The sequence below is a fragment of the Methylorubrum podarium genome (assembly GCF_040270385.1).
GTDB lineage: Bacteria > Pseudomonadota > Alphaproteobacteria > Rhizobiales > Beijerinckiaceae > Methylobacterium > Methylobacterium podarium.
On sequence record NZ_JBELQE010000083.1, the window covers coordinates 82744 to 104963 of the forward strand.

Consider the following 22220-nt stretch of genomic DNA (forward strand, 5'->3'; position numbering starts at 1 on the left):
GGTTGGCTACAGCTTGACATCCGGCAGAGCCTTCGCGGCGGCGCCAGAGTTGCGTTCCTGCTGCACCAATTCTCGCCCGGCCTTGACGGCCTCTGCGTGGGCCTTGTGGTTGACGAGCCAAGTGGTCAATCGTGCCGCCTCGTCGTCCGGGATGTGTTCTCCGGCGAAGCCGAGGCTTGTGGAGGGCTGGAATTCCGCCTTCACGGTGGTCCCGCAGCGTTCGTGCTGACCCTCGGGGGCGACGAACGTCCATTGCACGGTCCAGATGCGGCGCGTGGTACGCAGGCGCGCTGCCGTCTCCGCATCGCGCGCAAGCTCATCCGGAGCGACGAACTTCGGGCCGACTGGCTCGCCCCGGACAAGTCTGGCATCGAGCCACGGATGGTTGATGGCTGACACGACGGTTCCACAGCTGGGTAAGTCCGCCGTCTTTCCCCAGCTCATCACCTCAGGCCGCAGCGGAGTACCGTACTTCTCTTCGAGCTTCGTCTGGATCGCTGAGAGTGTCGCTCTGGACTTGTCGAAGTAGAGATCGCGGCGGGCGCCGAGGAGCTTTCCGCCGAGTGCCTCGGGAGCGTACAGGGCGCTGATGAGTTCCAACCCATCGTCGCGGACGTAGAGCCGCGTCAACGAGGCGAGCGGCGAGCTTCCCTCGGCCGCCCCCACGTATTCGAGGACGTGGGCAATCTTCATCTGGTCTGCCAGCGCCGCCTCAGCTTCCGCCATAGCCATCCCGATCTTCAGGCCCACAATGTCGGGCTCTGTATCGCGGATTTCCGGCAGGGGCGTCGTCGGTTCTGTCTTCAAAGTGGCGAGCAGCGGCCGCGGTGTTACAGCGGTTTTGCTTCCCCACCACCGTACCTCCGTGGCGGAGGTGTCGAAGGCGATCCGGGGCAATCCGGTTCCAGCATCCGTGGCGACCAATCGGGTGATGTCGAGATCGACGTACATCTGGTACTGGTCGCCGATTCCAGTCGCCGGCAAATTCGGCAGCCTGAGGTATGCCAACGGCACGCCGTTCGAACCTGGTTGGTTGCTCATCTCGATGATGCCGCCTTTGAAGATCCTCTGGCCCTTTGGATCGGTGCGGAAGTCCAGGGTCCCGTAATAGCTCTCGTCCAGACTGCGCCGGCTGACCCCGATCTTCTCCAAGATCTCGGCATGGTTTCGAGCAGGGGTACCGAACGACGAGGAGCCGTCGTGGCTGTGCCAGAAGAAGGTCACCTTGCGCGGAAGGGCGGCGATGCGGAGCGCGGTCCAGCGGCGAAACGCGGGCGTGAAGCGTGCGACATCTTGGTCGGACAGCGCTCGAAGCCCCTTCGGGAAGAAGGTCCCCCATACGTTGCGCAGACCGTTGTCTCCCGTTCCGTGCTCGCCACCATTGCCGTACGGATCGTGCTCGGCCTTCCATCGCCGCGCCAGCAGCCAGCGCAACGCTTGTTCGTCAGGCTCGCGTCCCGACTGTGCAAGCACGTAGAGCACCATCGTTTCGTCGTTGAGCGCCACCCGATCGGGCGTGATGGCGAGACGGATGGCTTCAGGGCGGGCGAGGGCCGGAACGTCCCCCTGCGCGGCCACGATCGCGCCTGCCGCCGCGCGGGCGACGGCCCGATCCGCCTGGCGGGGATGGAGGAGGACGATCTCTTCGATCTGTACCGACAGATCCGCCTTCGGGCCCATCGTGCTCGCGACAGGCGTGGCCTTCGGCGATCCGATCCGGAACAGGGCTTGAAAGCTCCGGGACGGTTCCGCCTTGATCAGGATCTGCGCCGACGCCGGATCGATCGGAAAGCGGGCCAACGCTTCGGGATTCGCTACTCCGAGGCCGAGCAACCCATCGCGGGGCTGCGGCTTGTTGCCGTCCCGAGCATAGGCAAGGCTGTAGCTGTCAATCGCGAAGGCCGTCCGCCCGTCATGCTGACCGAGCTTCACGGAACCCATCAGGTATATCGGCTCGTCGGATTTGGGCGTGTCTGCCGTCGCGGACTGGAGAAGATTGTCCAGTACCACCCCACGCTCGAACTCGCTGGCGTTGACGTATGCGGGCGAAGTCTTCGCGCTGCGCTCGAGAAAATCCGGCCCGGCGCCTGATCGGTCTGCGAGCCCGAGCGCTCCCCATAGAGTGAGGCGCCGCAGCTTTCCGAGCGTGAGGTTGGGCAGGGGATCTACGACGACTTGCGGCGCCTGAACACGCATACCGTCGAGCGGAACGTCCCACAGCAGGCGCGTCAGATCCTCGTCCTCGTAGAAGGCGAGCCGATGCACGCGGGCGTCCAGACCCCGCGATTGGATATTCAACCCCTCCCCGAAGATGTAGCCGAAATCCTTCTCTACTTCCGGATGAGCCGGGGCTAGGCTGAGAAGGTCGAGATCCACCACTTGGTACAAGCGGACCCACCTGCCGGGCTGGGTGTTTCGGATGCGATCGTTGATCGCCCGTGCACGGCGCTCCTCCACACCAATCGCATCGGGATAGGAATTGAGGTCGGTTCGAACGTCGAATAGTTCGCCGAGGGTGGGCCAGATCAGGCGGCCGTCCGAGCGGTTGAACGTGTACCCGTCGATGGGGAAGGCCCTGCGGGCAAGATCGTAGGTCCGCGGCAGGACGGGCGAGATGATGCGCAGGCGGATTGGCAGCTGCGGTCGTTGCGCGATCAACGATGGCAAGTATTTCGTCTTGAAGGTTTCGATGGTGTCACGCCGCCGGAAGACATCCTTGTTGAGTGCGTCGATGAAGTTGTGATCGATGCGGCGCGCGAAGAGCTGTGCGTGCTGGGCGGGGGAGAGCAGCCGCGCACTGATGGTGAAGACGTTCTGGAGGTTGTTGGCGATTCCGGGGGACCGTGCAAGGGCGAGATGAAGCAGCGCGCGCCGGAGGGCTTGGCTGTCCTCCGGGACATCACTGCCCTGGCGACCGAGGCGGGCGACGAGCATGTCGCTCTCGGCTCGAACCCCAAGCCTCGTCCAGCTCTCGATCGCATTGCGGGCTTCGGGCAGCCGCGCAACCTCGGGTTCTGTCAGAGCCGGTCGCTTCACAGGCAGCGTCGCGATGCGCGTCCCGAGTTCGGCGCCTGGCGTCGTGGGCGGCAGATGGATGGCGACGCTTTCGATCCGGCCGCTTGCCTGCAACGAGGAGTCGCCCGCCCGCTCGCTCGCCGCGACGTTGCTCACGGTCAGGCGGAGCGCGGCGTACACGGTCCTGTTCTGGCCGAGCAGGGCGGCCAGCCGAACCGCCACCGGTTCCTCCATCGGCAAGTGGGTGATGTCGTCCCAATCATCGACACCGACCCTGATCGACGGTCCGCCGGTCCAATTCAGAACCATCGGATCAGTATAGCCCGAGCCATCGCTACCGAAGTTCAACGGGAAAGCTCCTCGCTTCCTGTCGTAGCGTCCGAGGACCGATGTCCGGATCCGCAGGATTTTCAGGGGGGCACCTGTTGCCTGGGCGGCGAGGAAGGCTTTGAACTCGTCAAGAGCAGCCTCCTGCTCAAATTCGGTCCCGTTAGCCACACGGTGCTGGCGCTCGAGATTATCCGGCGTCGGCCAGACGGAGTTCTGACTGTGGGCGAGCGTTGCGAGAAGACGCTTGAGGTTCTCCCGATCCTCCATGATCGAAGGGGACGCCTTGATGTAGCGTCTCAGCATCGCCCGTGAGAACTCATTGCGCGGTCCACCGCCCCGCACACCGTCGATCAAGATATCCTCTTCGACACTGGCTCTAGGGGCATTGGGACTGCCCGCGAGGGCCAAGGTTGGCGCCGGCCCGCCGGCTCGAGCTGGAAGAGCGCTATTAGGGTTCACGCCCCAGGGAGCACCGGTGCTTCGCGCTGCCTCGGCCGATCGGCGCAGTTGCCCGAGCTGGCGCGGAGAGAAATATCCAGTCTGCGGCTCGTTCAGGGATGCCTGGAAGCGCCGTATCGCGGCACGCGTCCCCGGCCCTAAGTTGCCATCCCGCGCACCGTCGTAGAAACCGAGGCGAGCCAAATCTTCTTGCACGAAGCTTCGGTCCTGCGGCGATAGGCGTCTCTCTGCCGGCGCAAGATCCGCTGCACCAACCTCGTGACGTGGCCTCATACCACCCGACGAAAGCTGTCGGCTTTCTTGGATGCCTCGCATGAGCAGACCCAGGAAGTCCTGAGCAGGAGCAGATTGGCTTACACAGAGAAGAGGGAGGAGCAGACATGCGATCGGCCAGGAGCGGCCTCGACGTTTCATGCTGATCATGTCGCGACGTCTCTCGCTCGAACTGGCCAGATCCCGCCAACGCTACCAAGATGACCTTTCATAACCAAGGCGTACTGACGTTGCGGGCGCATACTCAATAATGATGCAGGGCCAGCTCGCATGGCTTACGCCGAATGCGCAACTTGCTCGTTTGAGTTTTGGTGCAAGTCGTCGGGGAATAAATGATCGCCTTATGTCGGAGGGGACTTGTTGGCTGGGTTGGCCTGACGGCCTTGTATCCAAAACGAGTGCGTCCCAGGCTTGCCTTGGTCCAGCTGCGGATGCTCGCAGCGGCGAGGTAATCTGTTCACTTCTGCAGTCCAAAAATGCCTTACGCACTTGGCCGGCAACTCCGTCGGACGCGCGCCGTACCACTCGGCCAGCCTATTCGACTTCGCTCGCGATAGCGTGGACGTCGCTGTTCGGTACGGGCCGGGTCCCTATTCCGATTTCGACGCTCACAGACTTCTGGTCGAGCGCGTTACTTCCGCTTGTAGTCCCCAGCTCGCCATTTGATCCGTGGGTGACCTGGAAATCGCACGCTGCTGCATTTCGAGTGGCCCCGCCTGACCAACGAGACGCCCACTTGGCCTGCTTGATTGCGGCATGCCGGCGTGACCGGCGTCGATGGCAGTGGGAGCATTCGGTTCAGCGACGAGGGGCATGTCATCCAGGCCGCGATCGCCGGCCAGGGGATAGCGCTCCTCTCTGACGTGCTAACCGCCGACGAGTTGGCGAGCGGCGCCCTGGTCCAACCTTTCGGACCAATCCTCGACGCGCACTCTTACGGGGTCGTTCGCCCACGTCACTTCGTTCGGAAAGCAGATGTCGAGAAGTTGGTCAGCTGGCCTGTCTCCGCTGCTTCAAGCTCCGTACCGATCGGCACCAAGCCAAATGTCGCCTTTCGGACAACAGCCTAATGACGGCTCACCAATCGATTTCAATCCTTGGCAAGTAACCTGCCGCGCGGTCTCGCCCGGGAGGACTGCAACTCAGCTCGGATGTTGCGCGTTAATACACGTCAACGGGGAAATTTCGAAATGTCCAAGCCTGGCAATATCTATGTCGAGCCGCGCGAGCAGGGCGACTTCGCCGTCCGCCGTGAGGGCTCGAAGCGGGCGAGCGACGTGCTTCCGACGCAGAAGGATGCGATCGCGCGGGCCCGCGAACTGGAGCCCGACAAGAAGCCGAACGTGGCGCGGGTGCGGAACACGAAGGCGGGCGGGCCCGACCAGTTCCGGAAGACGCGCTAGCCGGACGTCGCCGGGAACACTCCGCCTTGCCGGCCATGACCTCGCCGAGCGCGGTGTCGTTGGAACTGTCCCGTCACCGGCGCCGGGGTTGATGGCGCCTTCGTGAGCCGTGGGTGGTTCAGTCCTTCTCCGGTTCAGCGAACCGTAGCTCGCCCCCGAGGCGCCCTCACGGTTCAGGAGCAGCCCGTCGTGCTCCCGCAGGTGTCGCATTTCAGGCAGGTGCCGTTGCGGACCAGCGTGAAGTTAGCGCATTCTGGGCAGGCTTCGGCATTGAAGTCGCCGTTCAGCTATCAAAACATTCCAGTCTTTGTAATGCACTTCTAAGCTATTGATAAAAATACTTCAATAGGATACATTAAAACAATCATCGCATTTATGGTAATTAAGTATAGCTGAAACTCGACCGCTCCCACATTTTGAGCAAAGGCGACTCAAGTCATATTTGGGGCCAAAATGATGACTTGTTGAACGTGCGACCAGTCCGTATCGCCTCCTGATTGCCTCTTCTGGAACGCCACAATAATAATCACAGTAGTCAATCAAATCGCGTACGCTTTGAAAATTCCTAACAGCCCCATCTGGGAGCAAAAATATGTCGGCAAAGTTATTTGCTTGGTCCTCAACAAAGTATTCTCGCTCAATAAACCTTGGGGCATGCTCCGAATAGGGGGAGAATCCAAAACTGTCATCCTTGTGCAGGCATATATGTCCAGTTTCATGTGCAAGGACGAATCTTGGTAGAGGCAGCTTTTCTTTGCTATCAGACCATATGTCCTCCCGAACATACAAATCGATGGACGACGATTTTCGGCACAAATCAACTTTTGCCGGTTCGCGCATCTTAGAGACTGGCAGGATATGCCTTACAAGTCGTCCTTTGCAGCTATCTCGCAGTGGCCCGTCTATATAATCATTCAAGCAAAAATCGATAGAGTCTCGCAAGTTGCCAAACTCGCGAGCTCTCTCTGCCTCACGGTTGATTTCGGAGTATGACCGGCGCTTGGTTGTGTGAGCCTGTGCCATACCCCGATGCCTTCACGAGCAGCCAGTTGTACTGCCACAAGTGTCGCACTTCATGCATGTGCCATTTCTTACCAAGGTAAAGTTGGCACATTCGGGACATGCCTCTCCTACATACCCTTTCAGCTTAGCCTCACTTCTCCTGTACTCTTGTGACAAGAGTGCTTCGGATTGCGGCGCAGTGAATGGCAGACTGATAGCTCTATCATCCTCGCGAGGCTTCAGGGCGGTGGCCCCCCGCACCGCGTGGACCGTGCCGCCGGCCGGGGCCGTCTGGCCCGTGGCCGCCGCGGCCACCCCCATCGTGGCGCCGCCCGGGCCGCCCTGGATCAGGGTGAGTCGGTCGGCCGAGCCGCGCAGCAGGCCGCGGGAGACGATGGCCGAGGCCGCCGGAGCGGACTTGCCCGCTTCGCGGGTGGTGTCGCCCTCGCCGCCGCCGAGCACCGTGCCGCCGATCTCCGACGGGTTGACGTGGGCGAGATCGGTGCGGCCGAGATAGGACACGGCCAGTTCGCGGAAGACGTAGTCGAGCAGCGAGGTCGCGTTCTTGATCGCGTCGTTGCCCTGCACGAAGCCCGCCGGCTCGAAGCGGGTGAAGGTGAAGGCCTCGACGTATTCCTCCAGCGGCACGCCGTACTGGAGGCCGAGCGAGATCGCGATGGCGAAGTTGTTCATCAGGCTCCGGAAGGTCGCGCCTTCCTTGTGCATGTCGATGAAGATCTCGCCGAGGCGCCCGTCCTCGTACTCGCCGGTGCGCAGATAGACCTTGTGCCCGCCGACGACCGCCTTCTGGGTGTAGCCCTTGCGGCGGTCCGGCATCTTTTCCCGCGAGCGGATGCGCTCGACCCGCTCGATCACCCGCTCGACGATCTTTTCCGCCGCCGCCGCCGCCTTGGCCGCCGCCGGGGCCTGGATGATCGCCTCGAGCGCGTCCTCCGCCTCGTCCTCGTCGTCCGCGATCAGGGCGGCGTTGAGGGGCTGCGACAGCTTGGAGCCGTCGCGGTAGAGGGCGTTGGCCTTCAGCGCGAGGCGCCAGGACAGCAGGTAGGCCGCCTTGCAATCCTCCACCGTCGCGTCGTTCGGCATGTTGATGGTCTTGGAGATCGCCCCCGAGATGAAGGGCTGCGCCGCCGCCATCATGCGGATGTGGCTCTCGACCGAGAGGTAGCGCTTGCCCGTGCGGCCGCAGGGGTTGGCGCAGTCGAACACCGCGTAGTGCTCGCGCTTGAGGAAGGGCGCGCCCTCCAGCGTCATCGCCCCGCAGACATGGGTGTTGGCGGCCTCGATCTCCTTCTTCGAGAAGCCGAGGAACGGCAGCAGCTCGAAGGTCGGGTCGGCGAGCTTCTCCGCCGGCACCTTGAGGGTGTCCTTCAGGAAGTCGTCGCCGAGCGTCCAGCGGTTGAACACGAACTTGATGTCGAAGGCCGATTTCAGACCCGCTTCGACCGCCGCGATCTTGTCATCCGAAAAACCCTTGGCGCGCAGCGAGCCGGGGTTGATCGCCGGGGCCTGGCCCATCGAGCCATGGCCGACGGCGTAGGCCTCGATCTCGGCGATCTCGGCCTCGCGGTAGCCGAGCGCCCGAAGGGCGTCGGGGGCGGCTTGGTTGATGATCTTGAAGTAGCCGCCGCCGGCGAGCTTCTTGAACTTCACCAGGGCGAAGTCGGGCTCGATGCCGGTGGTGTCGCAATCCATCACGAGGCCGATCGTGCCGGTCGGCGCGATCACGGTGGCCTGCGCGTTGCGGTAGCCGTGCCGCTCGCCGAGCGCGAGCGCCCGGTCCCAGGCCGCGACGGCGTGGGCGCCGATGTCGTCCTGCGGGATGTTGGCGTGGTCGAGCGGCACGGGGGCGACGTTGAGGCCCTCGTAGCCCGTCGCCTCGCCGTGGGCGGCGCGGCGATGGTTGCGGATCACCCGCAGCATGTGGTCGGCGTTCTCAGGGTAGGCCTCGAAGGTGCCGAGTTCGGCCGCCATCTCGGCGGAGGTGGCGTAGGCCACGCCCGTCATGATCGCGGTGAGCGCGCCGGCGAGCGCCCGGCCCTTATCGGAGTCGTAGGGCAGGCCCATGGTCATCAGCAGGCCGCCGATATTGGCGTAGCCGAGGCCGAGCGTGCGGTACTTGTAGGAAAGCTCGGCGATCTCCTTCGAGGGGAACTGCGCCATCATCACCGAGATTTCGAGCACCACGGTCCAGAGCCGGTTGAGGTGCTCGAACGCCTGCGTGTCGAAGTGCTTGGTCTCGCGATCGTACATCGTCAGCAGGTTGGCGCTGGCGAGGTTGCAGGCCGTGTCGTCGAGGAACATGTACTCGGAGCACGGGTTCGAGGCCCGGATCCGCCCGCCGGTCGGGCAGGTGTGCCAGTCGTTCATCGTGGTGTTGAAGTGCAGGCCCGGATCGGCCGAGGCCCAGGCCGCCTCACCGATCTTCTCCCACAGCTCGCGCGCCTTGACGGTCTTGGAGACCCTGCCGGTGGTGCGCGAGGTCAGGCTCCAGTCGCCGTCCGCCTCGACGGCGCGCAGGAACGTATCCGTCAGCGAAACCGAGTTGTTGGAGTTCTGGCCGGCCACCGTGAGGTAGGCCTCCGAGTCCCAGTCGGTGTCGTAGACGGGGAACTCGATCTTGGTGAAACCCTGGCGCGCGAACTGGACGACGCGCTTGATGTAGGCGTCGGGCACCATCGCCTTGCGGGCGGCCTTGATCTCGCGCTTGAGAGCGGGGTTGCGCTCGGGGTCGAAGCAGGCGTCGCCCTCCGCCTCGCACTGGGTGCAGGCCTTCATCACCGCGGTCAGGTGCTTCGAGACGACCTTGGAGCCGGTCACCAGCGCGGCGACCTTCTGCTCCTCCTTCACCTTCCAGTCGATGAAGGCCTCGATATCGGGGTGGTCGATATCGACGATCACCATCTTGGCGGCGCGCCGCGTCGTGCCGCCGGACTTGATCGCGCCGGCCGCCCGGTCGCCGATCTTGAGGAAGGACATCAGGCCGGACGACTTGCCGCCGCCGCCGAGCCGCTCGTTCTCCGCGCGCAGCATCGAGAAGTTGGAGCCGGTGCCGGAGCCGTACTTGAACAGGCGGGCCTCACGCACCCACAGGTCCATGATGCCGCCCTCGTTGACGAGGTCGTCCTGCACCGACTGGATGAAGCAGGCATGCGGCTGCGGGTGCTCGTAGGCGGTGGCCGACTTCGTCAGCACGCCGGTCTTCGGGTCGCAGTAGAAGTGGCCCTGGCTCGGCCCGTCGATGCCGTAGGCCCAGTGCAGGCCGGTGTTGAACCATTGCGGCGAGTTCGGCGCGACCATCTGGCGGGCGAGCATGAAGCGCAGCTCGTCCATGAAGGCCGCGGCATCCTCCTCGGAGGAGAAATAGCCGCCCTTCCAGCCCCAGTAGGTCCAGCAGCCGGCGAGCCGGTCGAACACCTGGGTGGAGGAGATCTCGGAGACGAAGCGCTCGTCCTCGGGAAGCTCGGCGAGCGCCGCCTCGTCCGGCACGGAGCGCCAGAGGAAGGAGGGGACGCTGTTCTCCTCGATCTTCTTCAGGCGCGCGGGGACGCCGGCCTTGCGGAAGTATTTCTGGGCCAGCACGTCGGCGGCGACCTGGCTCCAGCTCTCGGGCACCGAGATGCCGGCGAGCCGGAAGACGACCGAGCCGTCCGGGTTGCGGATTTCGCTCACCGCCTCGCGGAAGGCGATGGACGCGTAGGGAGACTGGCCTGCCGTGGTGTAGCGCCGCTCGAACCGCATGAATCCCTCTCCCTCGGGGCCGAAGGGCCCCGTGCCGCGGTGCGAGCCGCGATGCCTGGATGAAAAGCCGGAACTTGCCCCGGCCGGTCCGTAGGCCCCCTGATTCCATCAGGTGGGGGCCTGTCCGTCATGCGGAAACAGGGTCTTTCGAGAACCCCGCCGAGCCGTCCGAAGCGATGCCCGAACCTTACGTCCGGGTGGCCATCTGCGTCAATAACTAGTGCCGGCTACCCGTGTTCCGCGCTAGATGTTGTGTTCTTCGCCATAAACCTGTGGATATCCGGAACGTCGTGCTAAGTGGCCTTTCGGCCTGATCGAATCCGCCGGGAAATTTTTTCGATTCACAGGCTGCACGGGGCTCGGGATCGTCGTTGGCCGGGTTCGATAGGGTTAACGGCCGCACGAGACCGGGCGGGCGTGCCGAAAATGCGACAGCGCCGCAGGGCGCTGGACTCGCGCGCGCGTCACGACCATAACGGCGCGGCGACGGCGCCCGCGGACCCCGTCGCCCGCCGGAGGAACCATGGCCCTCAAGGACACGCTGCTGCGCATCTTCACGTGGTGGAACGGGCAGACGATGTCGCTCGCGCTCTACACGGCGCGCAGCGGGCATTTCGTCGGTTCCGACGAGCTCGGCAACAAGTACTACAAGGCGCAGGGCCCGCTCATCGACCGCTCGGTCGGCTCGGAGCGGCGCTGGGTGGTCTATAATGGCTACGCCGACGCCTCGCGCGTGCCGCCGGGCTGGCGGGCTTGGCTGTGCCACAACGGCGACGTCCCTCCGAGCGAGGAGGACTACACGCCGCGTGAGTGGCAGAAGCCCCACGAGGAGAACCTCACCGGCACGGCGGCCGCCTACCGGCCGAAGGGCTCGCAGCTCTCCTGGGGCGCACGCCCCGCCGCCACCGGCGACTACGTGCCGTGGACGCCGGGCGAGTAGACGGTTTCTCGTTTCCTTCGCCGGCTTGCCGGTGAACGGATCGGCGCGTCGGGCCTTGTCCCTCCATCGAAGGATGGAATGGGACGATCCATGCGAGCGACGATGGTGGCCCTGCTGCTGTGCCTCTCCGCGACGGCGGCGCGGGCGCAGGAGGCCGATGCCCAGGCGCAGGCCGAGCTGACGCCGGTCCTGAAATCGGAAAACCTCGTCTTCAACGGCATCACCCGCTCCAGGGACGGGCGGCTGTTCTCCCCCTTCCAGCGCCAGCAGAAGGACAAGGGGATCGAGCTCGGCGAGTGGGTGGACGGCAAGCCCGTGCCCTACCCGGATGCCGCCTGGAACAGCTGGAAGACCGGCGAGGACGCCTCCAAGGCTTTCGTCGGCGCCAACGCGATCCGCATCGGCCCGGACGGCGACCTCTGGGTGGTGGACAAGGGCGCGGCGGAGCTCGGCGGAGCGCCCCTGCCCGGCGGGCCGAAGCTCGTGCAGATCGATCTCGCGGGCAACACGGTCCGCAAGGTCTTCCCCCTGGAGAAGGGGACCACGGACAAGAGCTTCATCGACGATTTCCGCTTCAACGGCCGCAAGGTCTACCTGACCGATGCCGGCCAGCCCGGGATCATCGTGCTCGACCTCGACGACGGCTCGCTCCGGCGCGTGCTCGAAGGGCATCCCTCCACGGTGTCGCAGCGCCCGCTCACCGGTGAGAACAAGGTGCTGCTCGACCCGAAGGACAAGCCGATCGCGATCCACGCCGACCAGCTCGAAGTCTCGCCGGACGGCAAGTGGTTCTACTATCAGGCCTGCCCCGGCCCGCTCTACCGCATCGAGACCAGGTGGCTCGACGATGCCGGGGTCAGCGACGCCGAGCGGGGCAAGCATGTGGCGCTGTTCGCCGCCACGGTCTCCACCGGCGGCACCGCGATCGATGCCGAGGGCAACATCTACGCCTCCGACACCGACAACCTGCGCATCCTGAAATTCGCCCCCGACGGCACGCAGAGCACGCTGGTGCAGGACCCGCGGCTCGTCTGGGGTGACGCGATGTGGATCGACGAGGAGGGCGGCCTGTGGATTCCGGCCGCGCAGATGAACCGCAGCAAGGCGATGAACGGCGGCACGTCGAAAATCGTCTTCCCGACCACGATCTTCCGCATGTCGATCGGCGCCAAGCCGGTGCGGAACTAGGGAATCGGCCAAGTCTCCATTTTTCCACCGCCGCCCTTTTTCGACCACCCTTACGGTGTTGGAACGGCCGGATCGTTTGCCGGCCGTGGCGGCCGGAGCCAGACTCAAGAGGGCGCCTTGAGCCGCATCCCCGCAACCGTTCTGCGCCGGACCGCGCTCGGCACGCTGGCGCTGATCCTGTCCGCGCTGCCGGCCTCCGCCGACAAGATCAAGAACCCAACGGCGGTGTTCTCCGGCCTCGACAAGATCACCGGCCGGATCGTGACCTTCGAGGTCTCCATCGACGAGACGGTGCAGTTCGGCGCCCTGCAGCTCACGCCGCGGGTCTGCTACTCGCGCCCGCCCACCGAGACGCCGAAGACCACGGCCTTCCTCGAGGTCGACGAGGTGACGCTCGACAGCAAGTACCGGCGCATCTTCACGGGCTGGATGTTCGCGTCGAGCCCGGGGCTCCACGCCATCGAGCACCCGATCTACGACGTGTGGCTGACCGATTGTAAGGGCGGCACCGACGTGATCGCCGAGGCGAAGGAGCAGGAGGACGTCCCCGCGCTCGCCTCCCGCCAGGAGAAGCCGAAGAAGAAGGGCGCGGACCCGACCAAGACGGCTCAACAGGTCAACCAGAACGGTCAGGTCGACGTCGAGGGCCCGCGCGGCGTGCCGGTGCAGCCCAAGCAGAAGCCCTCGCGAAAGTTCTTCCCGAACAACGAGGGCCCGGCGCCGGCCCCGCCGCCCCCGCGCGAGCCGCAATCGATCTTCGACGCGATCTTCCGGTAGAGCATCGTCCCTACGAGGCCAGCCGCTGCCGCGAGGTCATGAACGGCCCCTGCGGCTGGCGGGCGGCGGCGAAGGTGCCGAGCCCGACCGGGTGGGGCATGCCGACATAGATCGCCTCCATGCCGCCGGAGAGACGGTAGGCTTCGTGCCAGAAGCCGTTTCCGGCGGAATCGCGGCCGAAATCCCGCCACCACGTCTTGTGCGGATCCGAGCGGGTGAAGCTCTCCAGGCTCTCCAGATCGCGCCAATACTGCCGCATGCCGATATGGTTGAAGCCGTAGACGAGGTTCTCGTGCGCGAGCAGCCCGTCGGGCATCTCCCGCTGCACCTGCGACAGGCCGCGCCCGATGCCGAGCAGCGCCTTCAGGCCCCGCAGCCGGCCGACCCGGAAGCCGAGATAGACCACCACGAGGCCGGGATAGGCCGAGAGATCGACCGAGTCCCGCCGGGGTCGGCCGCTCCCGGTCGCTTGCTCATCCGCGGTCTGCATGGCATCCACTCCATGTTTACAATGTAATCATAGGCGCGTTGCTTACAGTGTCAACATCGCGGGGGGAACCGAATCCGGCCAAGGGCGGCTACCATCACGGCGAGCTGCGCGAGGCTCTGGTCGCGGCCGGGCTGTCGATCCTGGAGGAGGGGGGTGAGGCGGCCTCGCTCGGCCTGCGCGAGACCGCGCGCCGGGCGGGCGTGTCGGCGATGGCGCCCTACCGCCACTTTCCCGACAAGGATGCCCTGCTCGCCGCGGTGGCCGTCGTCGGCTTCGAGCGGCTGCGCGCGGCTTTGGCGGCGGCCGACCGCGGAGGGGCGGGGTCGGGACGGGAGGCCCTCTACGCGCAGGGGGCGGCCTATGTCGCCTTCGCCTCCGCGCAGCCCGGCCTGTTCCGCTTGATGTTCGGCGGCGCGCGGTCCGGCGGCGGAGCCCGGCCCCCGGCGCTGTGCGACGCCTCCGCCGCGGCCTACGCGGTGCTGTCGGAGCGGGTCGCCACGCTGGTGCCGGCCGCCGAAGCGGCCGACGAAGCCCTGCGGTCCTGGGCCCTGGTCCACGGCATCGCGTCGCTCGTCATCGACGGCTTGCTCGGCGACGCGGTGCGCACGGACCCGCGGGCGGCCGCAGCCCTCGCCGATCGCCTGGTGCGGCTCGAACCGATTCCCAGCTGAAGAAATCGGGATTCCAAAGGGATCATCCCTTTGGCGGGGCGCCGGGGCAGAGCCCCGGCCTCCCTTCAACCAGGGCTCCGCCCTGGACCCGCGAAAGGACCCTTCCTTTCGAAACCTGAACTATGCCTCGGTGATGCCGATCCCGAGGGCGGCGAGGGCCTCGGCGCCGCGAAACACCCGGTCCGGCGGGCCCCACTCGGCCTGTTCGGCGATCGCGACGGCGAGCTGGCGCTTGTAGATGTGGCGCGGCACCTCCTCGACGCCGAACTGGCTCAGGTGATCGGTGAGGAACTGCGTGTCGGCGAGCCGGTAGCCGCCCGCCCGGAGCCGCGCGACGAGATGGACCAGGGCGACCTTCGAGGCGTCGCGCGCCTCGTGGAACATGCTCTCGCCGAAGAAGGCCGCCCCGAGCGAGACGCCGTAGAGGCCGCCCGCGAGACGCCCCTCGTGGTAGACCTCGATCGTGTGGCAGTGGCCGAGATCGAACAGCGCGCCGTAAAGGTCGCGGATGCGGGCGTTGATCCAGGTGCGGGCCGTGTCGCGGCGGGGGGCGGCGCAGCCGTCGATCACCGCGTCGAAATCCCGGTCGCTCACCACCTCGAACAGATCCGAGCGCACTGTGCGGGCGAGGCGCCGGGGCACGTGGAATCGGTCGAGGGGCAGCACGCCGCGGGCACGGGGCTCGACCCAGTAGATCGTCGGATCGTCCGCATCCTCGGCCATCGGGAAGATCCCGGCGGCGTAGGCCTTGAGCAGGATGTCGGGCGTGATGTCCACGGGATGCCTGTCGTGCATCGAAGCGTTGTCGCGCGCTCCGGGCGCCGACACCAGCCGTCAGGAGGAAGCAGGCGTGACGGGACACGCCTGCCGTCCCATCCTCTCAGCGCCGCGGCTCGACGCCGGCCAGTTCCTCGCGGGCGAGGAAGCTTTCGAGCCAGTGGATGTCGTAGAGACCGTTCTGGACGTCGGTGTTGCGCACCAGCGTCCGGAACAGCGGCAGCGTCGTGTCGATGCCGTCGACCACGAACTCGTCGAGCGCCCGGCGCAGGCGCATCAGGCACTCGTTGCGGGTGCGCCCGTGCACGATCAGCTTGCCGATCAGGGAGTCGTAGTGCGGCGGGATGCGGTAGCCTTGGAAGGCGGCCGAATCGACCCGCACACCGAGACCGCCCGGCGGGTGGAAATAGGTGATCAGGCCCGGCGAGGGGCGGAAGGTCGAGGGATGCTCGGCGTTGATCCGGCACTCGATGGCGTGGCCCTCGACCTTGATGTCCTCCTGCGCCACCGACAGGCCGCCGCCGGCCGCGACCCGGATCTGCTCGTTCACGAGATCGATCCCGGTGATCATCTCTGTCACCGGGTGCTCCACTTGGATTCGAGTGTTCATCTCGATGAAGTAGAACCGCCCGTCCTCGTAGAGGAACTCGATGGTGCCGGCGCCGATATAGCCGAGTTCGCGCATGGCGTTGGCGCAGATGCCGCCGATCTCGGCCCGCATCTCGGCGTTGAGCGCGGGCGAGCCGCCTTCCTCCCAGACCTTCTGGTGCCGGCGCTGGAGCGAGCAGTCGCGCTCGGCCAGGTGCACGGCGCCGCCGCGGCCGTCGCCGAGGATCTGCACCTCGATGTGGCGGGGCTTGGTCAGGTACTTCTCGAGATAGACCGCGTCGTCGCCGAAGGCGGCCTTGGCCTCGGTGCGGGCCATGTCGAGGGCCTGTTCCAGGTCGGCTTCCGAGCGGGCGACCTTCATGCCGCGCCCGCCGCCACCGGAGGCCGCCTTCACCAGCACGGGATAGCCGATCTCGGCGGCGACCCGCTTGGCCTCGTCCGGATCGCTGACCCCGCCCTCGGAGCCCGGCACGCAGGGGATGCCGAGGCGCTTGGCGGTGCGCTTGGCCTCGATCTTGTCGCCCATCACCCGGATATGCTCGGCCTTGGGGCCGATGAAGCCGATATTGTGGTGGGCCAGCACCTCGGCGAAGCGGGCGTTCTCGGAGAGGAAGCCGTAGCCGGGATGGACCGCGTCCGCCCCGGTGATCTCGCAGGCGGCGATGATCGAGGGGATGTTGAGGTAGCTGTCGCGGGCGGCCGGCGGGCCGATGCAGACGCTCTCGTCGGCGAGCCGCACATGCATGGCGTCGGCATCCGCCGTCGAGTGGACGGCGACGGTGGCGATACCGAGCTCCTTGGCCGCCCGCAGGATGCGGAGCGCGATCTCGCCGCGGTTGGCAATCAGGATCTTGTCGAACATCGCGGGGCGGCTACTCGAGAACGAGGAGGGCTTCGCCGTACTCGACCGGCATCCCGTCCTCGACGAAGATCGCGGTCACCGTACCGGCGCGGGGCGCGACGATTTCGTTGAAGGTCTTCATGGCCTCGACCAGCAGCAGCTTGTCGCCGGCCTGGACCTTGGTGCCGACCTCGATGAACGGCTTCGCCTCCGGCGAGGGCCGCAGGTAGGCGGTGCCGACCATGGGGGAGGGGACCGCTCCGGGATGGCCCGCGCCGGATTTGGCGGGCGCGGGCGCCAGGGCGGCCGCCGGCGCGGCGGCCGGAGCCGCCGCGACCACCGCCGGGGCGGCCGGCGCGACCTGAACCGAGACCGCCTCGATCTTGCGGGCGACGCGGATGCGCAGGTCACCCTTCTCGACCTCGATCTCGCTCAGATCGGTCTCGGCGACCATCCGGGCGAGCTCGCGCACCAGTTCGGGATCGAAGGGTTCGTTCTTGGCCATCGGCTCTTGGTTCACGTCAGGAGGCGGCAGGGAGCTGTCCGCGCAGGAGATGGGCGAGGGCATCGAGCCCGACAATGTAGCTGTGGGGCCCGAAGCCCGAAATCACACCGGCGCAGACCGGGGCGATCCGCGACACGTGCCGGAATTCCTCGCGGGCGTGGACGTTCGAGAGGTGGATCTCCACCGCCGTCACCCCCGCTCCCTTGATCGCGTCGCGCAGCGCGATCGAGGTGTGCGTGTAGGCGGCGGCGTTGATGAGCACCCCGGCGCCGGCGGCGCCGGCCTCCTGCACGAAGGTCACGAGTTCACCCTCGTGATTCGTCTGACGGAAGGTCAGGGCGATATCGAGGCGGGCCGCGTGATCCTGCAGGCTCCGCTCGATCTCGGCGAGCGTCGCGGCGCCGTAGATGCCCGGCTCGCGCCTGCCCAGCAGGTTCAGGTTCGGCCCGTTGAGGCAGTGGATCGCGATCATGCCGTCCGGATGGCGTCGGCCGGAGGTTTCGCGAACCGCCCGGCAGGAGGGGCGGTCTTAGACGAGTGTCTTGGGGCGCGACAAGGGCAGTGTTGGGCCGGCGATCCGGCCACGCTTTCAATAGGTCCAGCGCTGCGCCTTGTTCACGAGGAAATCGCGGAACGCCTGGACGCGGGCGACCGAACGCATCTCCTCGGCATAGACGAGGTAGCTTTCCATGGTCGGCATCTCGCTCTCGCGCAGCACCTGGACGAGGCTCTCGTTCCCGTCGACGGCGTAATCCGGCAGGATGCCGACGCCGACGCCCGCCTCCATCGCCTTGTGGAGGGCGGTGATGTTGTTGACCGTGAAGTGGACCGGACGGCGCTCGTCGCCCTCGCGGCCGATGCTGGCGAGGTAGTGGGTGGCGAGCAGGTAGGACGGCTCGTTGCCGCCGAAGGAGACGAGGCGGTGCTCGTCGAGGTCGGCGATGGTCTTCGGCTCGCCGAAGCGCTTGACGTAATCGGGGCTCGCGAAGGCGTGATAATGCACCGTGAACAGCCGCCGCTGGATCAGGTCCGGCTGGGCGGGCCGCCGCATGCGGATCGCGATGTCGGCCTCGCGCATGGCGAGGTCCAGCTCCTCGTTGGTGAGGACCAGCTCGATCCGCACGTCCGGATAGAGGTCGAGGAATTCGGAGACGCGCTGCGACAGCCAGGAGGTGCCCAGGCCCACCGTCGTCGTCACCCGCAGGTCGCCGGAGGGGCGCTCGCTCGTCTCGACGAGGCGGGCGCGGGTGTTCTCCAGCCTGAGCTTCATGTCGCGCGCGGCGCGGAACAGCAGGTCGCCCTGCTCGGTGAGGATCAGGCCGCGGGCATGCCGGTGGAACAGCGGCGCCTTCAGCTCCCGCTCCAGGGCGCTAATCTGCCGGCTGACCGCCGACTGGCTGAGGCCGATGTCGTCGCCCGCCCGCGTGAAGCTCCCGGCTTCCGCGACGTTGAGGAAAATCCGGATCTTGTCCCAATCCAAGGCCGTCACTCCCGCCCGTCGAGGTCGGCCCGTCGCGGTCAGCCCGTCACGGGGGACTACGACCTTCGGGCGTTGCACGACGCCAGTCTGTTGCTCCGCCGTGCCCGGCGAAAGGCTCCATCGCGAAACCCGCCGGCTCCCGCAGCATTCCAATTATGACGACAACCTTGCAATTTGGTTGCGTCTTTTTCGCCATCAACAGGGGAATCCGGGTCGAACACCATCCCGAATGCTTCGACACCGCCTGTTCCCGTCCGGTCTCCGCGTCCGACACGATGGCGAAGCGGGCGTTCTTTTGAACAGTACTTGAAACGCCCGCAGAACACCCGCTCCCCGCCGACCGATGAGACCGACGGGAGACTGTCGATGCGGGGCGCCTACTCGGCCGCGGCCTTGGCCGGGCTCTCGCCGACATCGAGGTTGGCCAGGAACTTCTCCGCTTCCAGCGCGGCCATGCAGCCCATGCCGGCCGCGGTGATCGCCTGCCGGTAGACGTCGTCGGTGACGTCGCCCGCCGCGAAGACGCCGGGGATCTCGGTCGCGGTGGTGCCCGGCGTCACCGTGATGTAGCCGCCGTGCCGCATCGGCAGCTGGCCCTCGAAGATCGCGGTGGCGGGCTGGTGGCCGATGGCGACGAACAGGCCGTCGGTGGCGTGCTCGACGATTGCGCCGGACCGCAGGTCCTTGAGGCGCAGATGCGTGACCGAGGGCGGGGCGTCGGAGCCGCAGATCTCCTCCACCGCGTGGTGCCACTTCACCGTGACGTTGGCGTGCTTGAACAGGCGCTCCTGCAGGATGCGCTCGGCCCGGAACTCGCCGCGGCGGTGGATGACGGTGACCGACTTGGCGAGGTTGGCGAGATACAGCGCCTCCTCGACCGCGGTGTTGCCGCCGCCGACCACGGTCACGTCCTTGCCGCGGAAGAAGAAGCCGTCGCAGGTGGCGCAGGCCGAGACGCCGAAGCCCTGGAACTTCGCCTCCGACGGCAGGCCGAGCCACTTCGCCTGGGCGCCGGTGGCGATGATCAGCGCGTCGCAGGTATAGGTCTCGCCGGAATCGGCCTCGAGCCGGAACGGGCGGACGTTGAGATCGACCTTGGTGATGTATTCGGACACGATCTTCGTGCCGACATGCTCGGCCTGGAGCCGCATCTGCTCCATCAGCCACGGGCCCTGGATGGCTTCCGCGAAGCCCGGATAATTCTCGACATCGGTCGTGATCATCAACTGGCCGCCGGGCTGGAAGCCCGAGATCAGCAGCGGCTCGACCATGGCGCGGGCGGCGTAGATCGCGGCGGTGTAGCCGGCCGGCCCCGAGCCGATGATCACGAGCCTCGCATGGGTGTGCGCCATCTGTGCCGTCTCCTGTCAGGGGCGGGCACGGTCTCCGAAGGGCCGGCCGTCCACTCGTCCTGTGTTCCGTCGCGCCCGATCTTGCACGATGCGGGCATAAGATTTCCTTCCGAAGACCGGGGCGCGTGCGAACGTCCCGTTCTTCCCGCTCGCCGTCTCAGAACGGCCCGCGTGACGGCGCGGCCGGCGTCGCGGAAGGCGCGCCGGGTGCGGCCTCCGGGCGCTCCGCGGCGAGGCGCCGCCGGTGCTGTCCGTACGCCTCGGCGAGCGCGGCGGCGATCTCCGGCGTCGCGTCGATCGGCGCGTAGCGCAGGGCCTCCAGGCGCCCGATGAAGGGTTTCAGCGCGCCGGCCATGGCAAGGCCGGCGAACATCCGCCGGTGCCGGATATAGGTGCGCGGCAGGTCGAACAGCAGGAGGGGCACGCCGGTGCTCGCCGCCTCGCCGACCATGTTGGCGGAATCGGAGGTGACGACGATGTGGTCGGCGATCGCCAGCATGCCGACATAGGGGTTCTCGCCGCTGCCGTCCCAGAAGAAGCCGCCCTTGTCCTTCACCAGGTTTTCCAGGGCCGTGCGCAGGTCCGGCGGCGTGCGCCGGGAGACCGTCAGCATCAGCGAGCAGCCGCCCTCGGCGAGCTTGGTGAGGTCGCGCACCAGCCGCTGCATGTCCGCCCTGCGGTAGCGCAGATGCCGGCTGTCGCCGCCGATCAGCACGGCGATGCGCGGCCAGGGCAGGCGCGCGAGACGCGGGTCGGGCGTCGTGCGGGCGGCGTCGAGCCGGGCGCGGGAGACGGGATGCGGCGCGGTCAGGGTGGTGAAGACGTTGGGCCCGCGCAGGTCGTCGTAATCGGGCACCCAGATGAAGTCGGCCGTGTCGTGGCCGGTGCGCGGATCCTTGAGGAAGGCGGTGAAGGTCCTCTGGTTCGAGGCGCGGCGCACGGCGCGCAGATAGGGCACGGCGCGCCGCCCCGACGCGATCAGGAGGTCGGGGAGCGGGCCCTGAAGCAGGCCGCCGGCCCGGCCGGGCGCATCCCGCGGATCGATCGGTCCCCAGGGCGCCATCCAGGTCAGGGGGCGCCCGTCCGGAATGCGCCGTGTCTCGTAGGCGAGGCCGAGCGTCTCGGCGATGCCGATGCACTGGTTCTCGTCGCCGGCCTTCCCGTCGGTGAGGATCCAGGCGCGGGCCCGCGCGAGTTCCGGCGGTCCGCTGCCGTCCGCCTTCACCGGCCCTTGTTCGTTCACGCGACGCAAACTTCCGGTCCTCTGAACCCCGGCCTACTGGGCCGGAAGTCTCCGCCGCAGCCACTGCGCGTAGTGCTCGGCCAAAGCTGCCACCCGCCGCCGCTCGGAGGCCGGATCGTACCACGCGCCGCCGGAGCTCGCGGGCAGGGCCGAGAGCTGCGGGTGGCGCGCGAGGATCTCGCCCCCGCGCCCGACCAGCAGGGCCTCGCCGTCGAGGTAGTCGGTCGAGCCGCCACCGCCGAGGCTGCCGCCGCGGCCGAAACCCTCGCCGCCGGCATAGGGGGTGAGCGAGAGGCCGCTCACGCGCACCACCAGAGTCGGGCCGCCGCGCACCATGCGGTCGGCAAAGCTGCGCCGCAGCGCCTCGGTCAGGTCCGCCCGCAGCGCGTCCGTCTGCGGGCCCCGGGCATAGGCCTGCAACGGCCGCACATCGACGGCGATGCTGCCGAACCGGTCGAACTCCTGCGCCGGGGCGGGAGCGATCCCGGCGAGGAGGCCGAGCAGGGCCGCGAGACCGGCGGCGCGCAAAGGGATCAGGCTCCCCACTCGACGGCGACGACCTCGTAGGACTTGCCGCCGCCCGGCGTCGTGACCTCCACCGTGTCGCCGACGGCCTTGCCGATCAGGGCCCGGGCGATGGGCGAGGAGATCGAGACGCGGCCCTCGCGCACATCCGCCTCCGGCTCGCCGACGAGCTGGTAGGTCTTCTCTTCCTCGGTGTCCTCGTCCAACAGCTTCACGCGGGCGCCGAACTTGATCTTGGAGCCGGACAGCTTCGAGGTGTCGATGATCTCGGCGCGCGCGATCATGCTCTCGAGTTCGAGCACCCGGCCCTCGTTGTGGGACTGGGCCTCCTTGGCGGCGTGATACTCGGCGTTCTCGGACAGGTCGCCGAGCGCGCGGGCCTCGGAGATCGCCTGGATGATCCGGGGACGTTCCACCTGCTGGCGCTGCTTCAGCTCCTCCTCGAGGGCTGCGTAGCCGCGTGCCGTGATGGGAAGCTTGTCGATGCTCATGGTCTCGCGCCACAATGAAGAGGCCCGGCCGGAGCGAACGCTCCTTCCGGGCCGGGATAACGGCTCTCGATGTGTGGCCCCGGGCCGCCC

Annotated in this window: 19 protein-coding genes and 1 pseudogene; 6 read left to right on the forward strand and 14 right to left on the reverse strand. The window is 66.9% G+C overall.

Annotated elements, in window-relative coordinates; translation table 11 throughout:
• Positions 1–6 precede the first annotated feature (6 nt).
• On the reverse strand, positions 7–3699 hold the full coding sequence (locus ABS772_RS14500) for a hypothetical protein (RefSeq protein WP_350395647.1): 3693 nt from the start codon (positions 3697–3699) through the stop codon (positions 7–9).
• Between the two features lie 162 nt (positions 3700–3861).
• Positions 3862–4227, reverse strand: a pseudogene (locus ABS772_RS14505) (peptidoglycan-binding domain-containing protein); the annotation flags it as partial.
• Positions 4228–4841: 614 nt separating this feature from the next.
• Between ABS772_RS14505 and ABS772_RS14510 the strand changes: the two are divergent.
• Both ABS772_RS14510 and ABS772_RS14515 read left to right on the forward strand, forming a co-directional pair.
• Positions 4842–5147: a LysR substrate-binding domain-containing protein gene (locus tag ABS772_RS14510; RefSeq protein ID WP_350395551.1), complete on the forward strand. Its 306-nt coding sequence runs from the start codon at positions 4842–4844 to the stop codon at positions 5145–5147.
• Positions 5148–5267: 120 nt separating this feature from the next.
• Entirely contained in the window at positions 5268–5480 is a 213-nt protein-coding gene (locus ABS772_RS14515) for a DUF2188 domain-containing protein (RefSeq protein ID WP_350395553.1), read from the forward strand.
• Between the two features lie 342 nt (positions 5481–5822).
• Here ABS772_RS14515 and ABS772_RS14520 read toward each other — a convergent pair whose 3' ends face one another.
• Both ABS772_RS14520 and ABS772_RS14525 read right to left on the reverse strand, forming a co-directional pair.
• Positions 5823–6503: an ImmA/IrrE family metallo-endopeptidase gene (locus ABS772_RS14520; protein ID WP_350395554.1), complete on the reverse strand. Its 681-nt coding sequence runs from the start codon at positions 6501–6503 to the stop codon at positions 5823–5825.
• A gap of 12 nt (positions 6504–6515) precedes the next feature.
• Complete coding sequence (locus ABS772_RS14525; RefSeq protein WP_350395555.1) at positions 6516–10241, reverse strand: vitamin B12-dependent ribonucleotide reductase; 3726 nt, start codon at positions 10239–10241, stop codon at positions 6516–6518.
• Between the two features lie 523 nt (positions 10242–10764).
• On the opposite strand from ABS772_RS14525, the gene ABS772_RS14530 reads away from it, so the two are divergent.
• The 3 genes from ABS772_RS14530 (at position 10765) to ABS772_RS14540 (ending at position 13146) form a co-directional block, all read left to right on the forward strand.
• Complete coding sequence (locus ABS772_RS14530; RefSeq protein WP_238255687.1) at positions 10765–11181, forward strand: NADH:ubiquinone oxidoreductase subunit NDUFA12; 417 nt, start codon at positions 10765–10767, stop codon at positions 11179–11181.
• Positions 11182–11271: 90 nt separating this feature from the next.
• The gene (locus tag ABS772_RS14535) at positions 11272–12369 is read left to right on the forward strand and encodes an SMP-30/gluconolactonase/LRE family protein (protein WP_350395557.1); all 1098 of its coding nucleotides are present in this window, start codon (positions 11272–11274) and stop codon (positions 12367–12369) included.
• A 117-nt stretch (positions 12370–12486) separates the two neighbouring features.
• Positions 12487–13146 (forward strand): DUF2155 domain-containing protein, encoded by a 660-nt coding sequence (locus tag ABS772_RS14540; RefSeq protein ID WP_238255689.1) that lies wholly within the window; start codon positions 12487–12489, stop codon positions 13144–13146.
• A gap of 10 nt (positions 13147–13156) precedes the next feature.
• On the opposite strand, the gene ABS772_RS14545 is transcribed toward ABS772_RS14540, so the two are convergent.
• Complete coding sequence (locus tag ABS772_RS14545) at positions 13157–13636, reverse strand: monooxygenase family protein (protein ID WP_350395558.1); 480 nt, start codon at positions 13634–13636, stop codon at positions 13157–13159.
• Between the two features lie 47 nt (positions 13637–13683).
• Between ABS772_RS14545 and ABS772_RS14550 the strand changes: the two genes are divergently transcribed.
• Positions 13684–14307 (forward strand): TetR/AcrR family transcriptional regulator, encoded by a 624-nt coding sequence (locus tag ABS772_RS14550; RefSeq protein WP_350395560.1) that lies wholly within the window; start codon positions 13684–13686, stop codon positions 14305–14307.
• Positions 14308–14427: 120 nt separating this feature from the next.
• On the opposite strand, the gene aat is transcribed toward ABS772_RS14550, so the two are convergent.
• The 9 genes from aat to greA all read right to left on the reverse strand — a co-directional run bounded on the left by aat (position 14428) and on the right by greA (position 22124).
• Positions 14428–15102 (reverse strand): leucyl/phenylalanyl-tRNA--protein transferase, encoded by a 675-nt coding sequence (gene aat / locus ABS772_RS14555; protein ID WP_350395561.1) that lies wholly within the window; start codon positions 15100–15102, stop codon positions 14428–14430.
• A gap of 85 nt (positions 15103–15187) precedes the next feature.
• Positions 15188–16555, reverse strand: a complete 1368-nt coding sequence (gene accC, locus ABS772_RS14560) for an acetyl-CoA carboxylase biotin carboxylase subunit (RefSeq protein WP_350395563.1) — start codon at positions 16553–16555, stop codon at positions 15188–15190.
• Between the two features lie 10 nt (positions 16556–16565).
• On the reverse strand, positions 16566–17039 hold the full coding sequence (gene accB / locus ABS772_RS14565) for an acetyl-CoA carboxylase biotin carboxyl carrier protein (protein ID WP_350395564.1): 474 nt from the start codon (positions 17037–17039) through the stop codon (positions 16566–16568).
• A gap of 16 nt (positions 17040–17055) precedes the next feature.
• The gene (aroQ, locus tag ABS772_RS14570; RefSeq protein WP_350395566.1) at positions 17056–17511 is read right to left on the reverse strand and encodes a type II 3-dehydroquinate dehydratase; all 456 of its coding nucleotides are present in this window, start codon (positions 17509–17511) and stop codon (positions 17056–17058) included.
• A 117-nt stretch (positions 17512–17628) separates the two neighbouring features.
• Positions 17629–18519, reverse strand: a complete 891-nt coding sequence (locus ABS772_RS14575) for a LysR family transcriptional regulator (protein ID WP_060772152.1) — start codon at positions 18517–18519, stop codon at positions 17629–17631.
• A 377-nt stretch (positions 18520–18896) separates the two neighbouring features.
• Positions 18897–19871 carry a thioredoxin-disulfide reductase gene (trxB, locus tag ABS772_RS14580; protein ID WP_350395567.1) on the reverse strand — a complete coding sequence of 325 codons (975 nt, stop codon included), beginning with the start codon at positions 19869–19871 and terminating at the stop codon, positions 18897–18899.
• 157 nt (positions 19872–20028) lie between these two features.
• Positions 20029–21114, reverse strand: coding sequence for a mitochondrial fission ELM1 family protein (locus ABS772_RS14585; protein WP_350395568.1), 1086 nt, complete (start codon positions 21112–21114; stop codon positions 20029–20031).
• 33 nt (positions 21115–21147) lie between these two features.
• The gene (locus ABS772_RS14590; protein WP_350395570.1) at positions 21148–21642 is read right to left on the reverse strand and encodes a hypothetical protein; all 495 of its coding nucleotides are present in this window, start codon (positions 21640–21642) and stop codon (positions 21148–21150) included.
• A 5-nt stretch (positions 21643–21647) separates the two neighbouring features.
• Complete coding sequence (greA, locus tag ABS772_RS14595; protein ID WP_238257356.1) at positions 21648–22124, reverse strand: transcription elongation factor GreA; 477 nt, start codon at positions 22122–22124, stop codon at positions 21648–21650.
• Positions 22125–22220: the final 96 nt, after the last annotated feature.

What these genes read in the sequence shown, in the direction of transcription:
- ABS772_RS14535 (WP_350395557.1), top strand. Translation starts at nt 11,272, where the DNA reads ATGCGAGCGACGATGGTGGCCCTGCTGCTGTGCCTCTCCGCGACGGCG.
- aroQ (WP_350395566.1), bottom strand. Translation starts at nt 17,511, where the DNA reads ATGATCGCGATCCACTGCCTCAACGGGCCGAACCTGAACCTGCTGGGC.
- aat (WP_350395561.1), bottom strand. Translation starts at nt 15,102, where the DNA reads ATGCACGACAGGCATCCCGTGGACATCACGCCCGACATCCTGCTCAAG.
- ABS772_RS14530 (WP_238255687.1), top strand. Translation starts at nt 10,765, where the DNA reads ATGGCCCTCAAGGACACGCTGCTGCGCATCTTCACGTGGTGGAACGGG.
- accC (WP_350395563.1), bottom strand. Translation starts at nt 16,555, where the DNA reads ATGTTCGACAAGATCCTGATTGCCAACCGCGGCGAGATCGCGCTCCGC.
- trxB (WP_350395567.1), bottom strand. Translation starts at nt 19,871, where the DNA reads ATGGCGCACACCCATGCGAGGCTCGTGATCATCGGCTCGGGGCCGGCC.
- ABS772_RS14545 (WP_350395558.1), bottom strand. Translation starts at nt 13,636, where the DNA reads ATGCAGACCGCGGATGAGCAAGCGACCGGGAGCGGCCGACCCCGGCGG.
- ABS772_RS14525 (WP_350395555.1), bottom strand. Translation starts at nt 10,241, where the DNA reads ATGCGGTTCGAGCGGCGCTACACCACGGCAGGCCAGTCTCCCTACGCG.
- ABS772_RS14515 (WP_350395553.1), top strand. Translation starts at nt 5,268, where the DNA reads ATGTCCAAGCCTGGCAATATCTATGTCGAGCCGCGCGAGCAGGGCGAC.
- accB (WP_350395564.1), bottom strand. Translation starts at nt 17,039, where the DNA reads ATGGCCAAGAACGAACCCTTCGATCCCGAACTGGTGCGCGAGCTCGCC.
- ABS772_RS14520 (WP_350395554.1), bottom strand. Translation starts at nt 6,503, where the DNA reads ATGGCACAGGCTCACACAACCAAGCGCCGGTCATACTCCGAAATCAAC.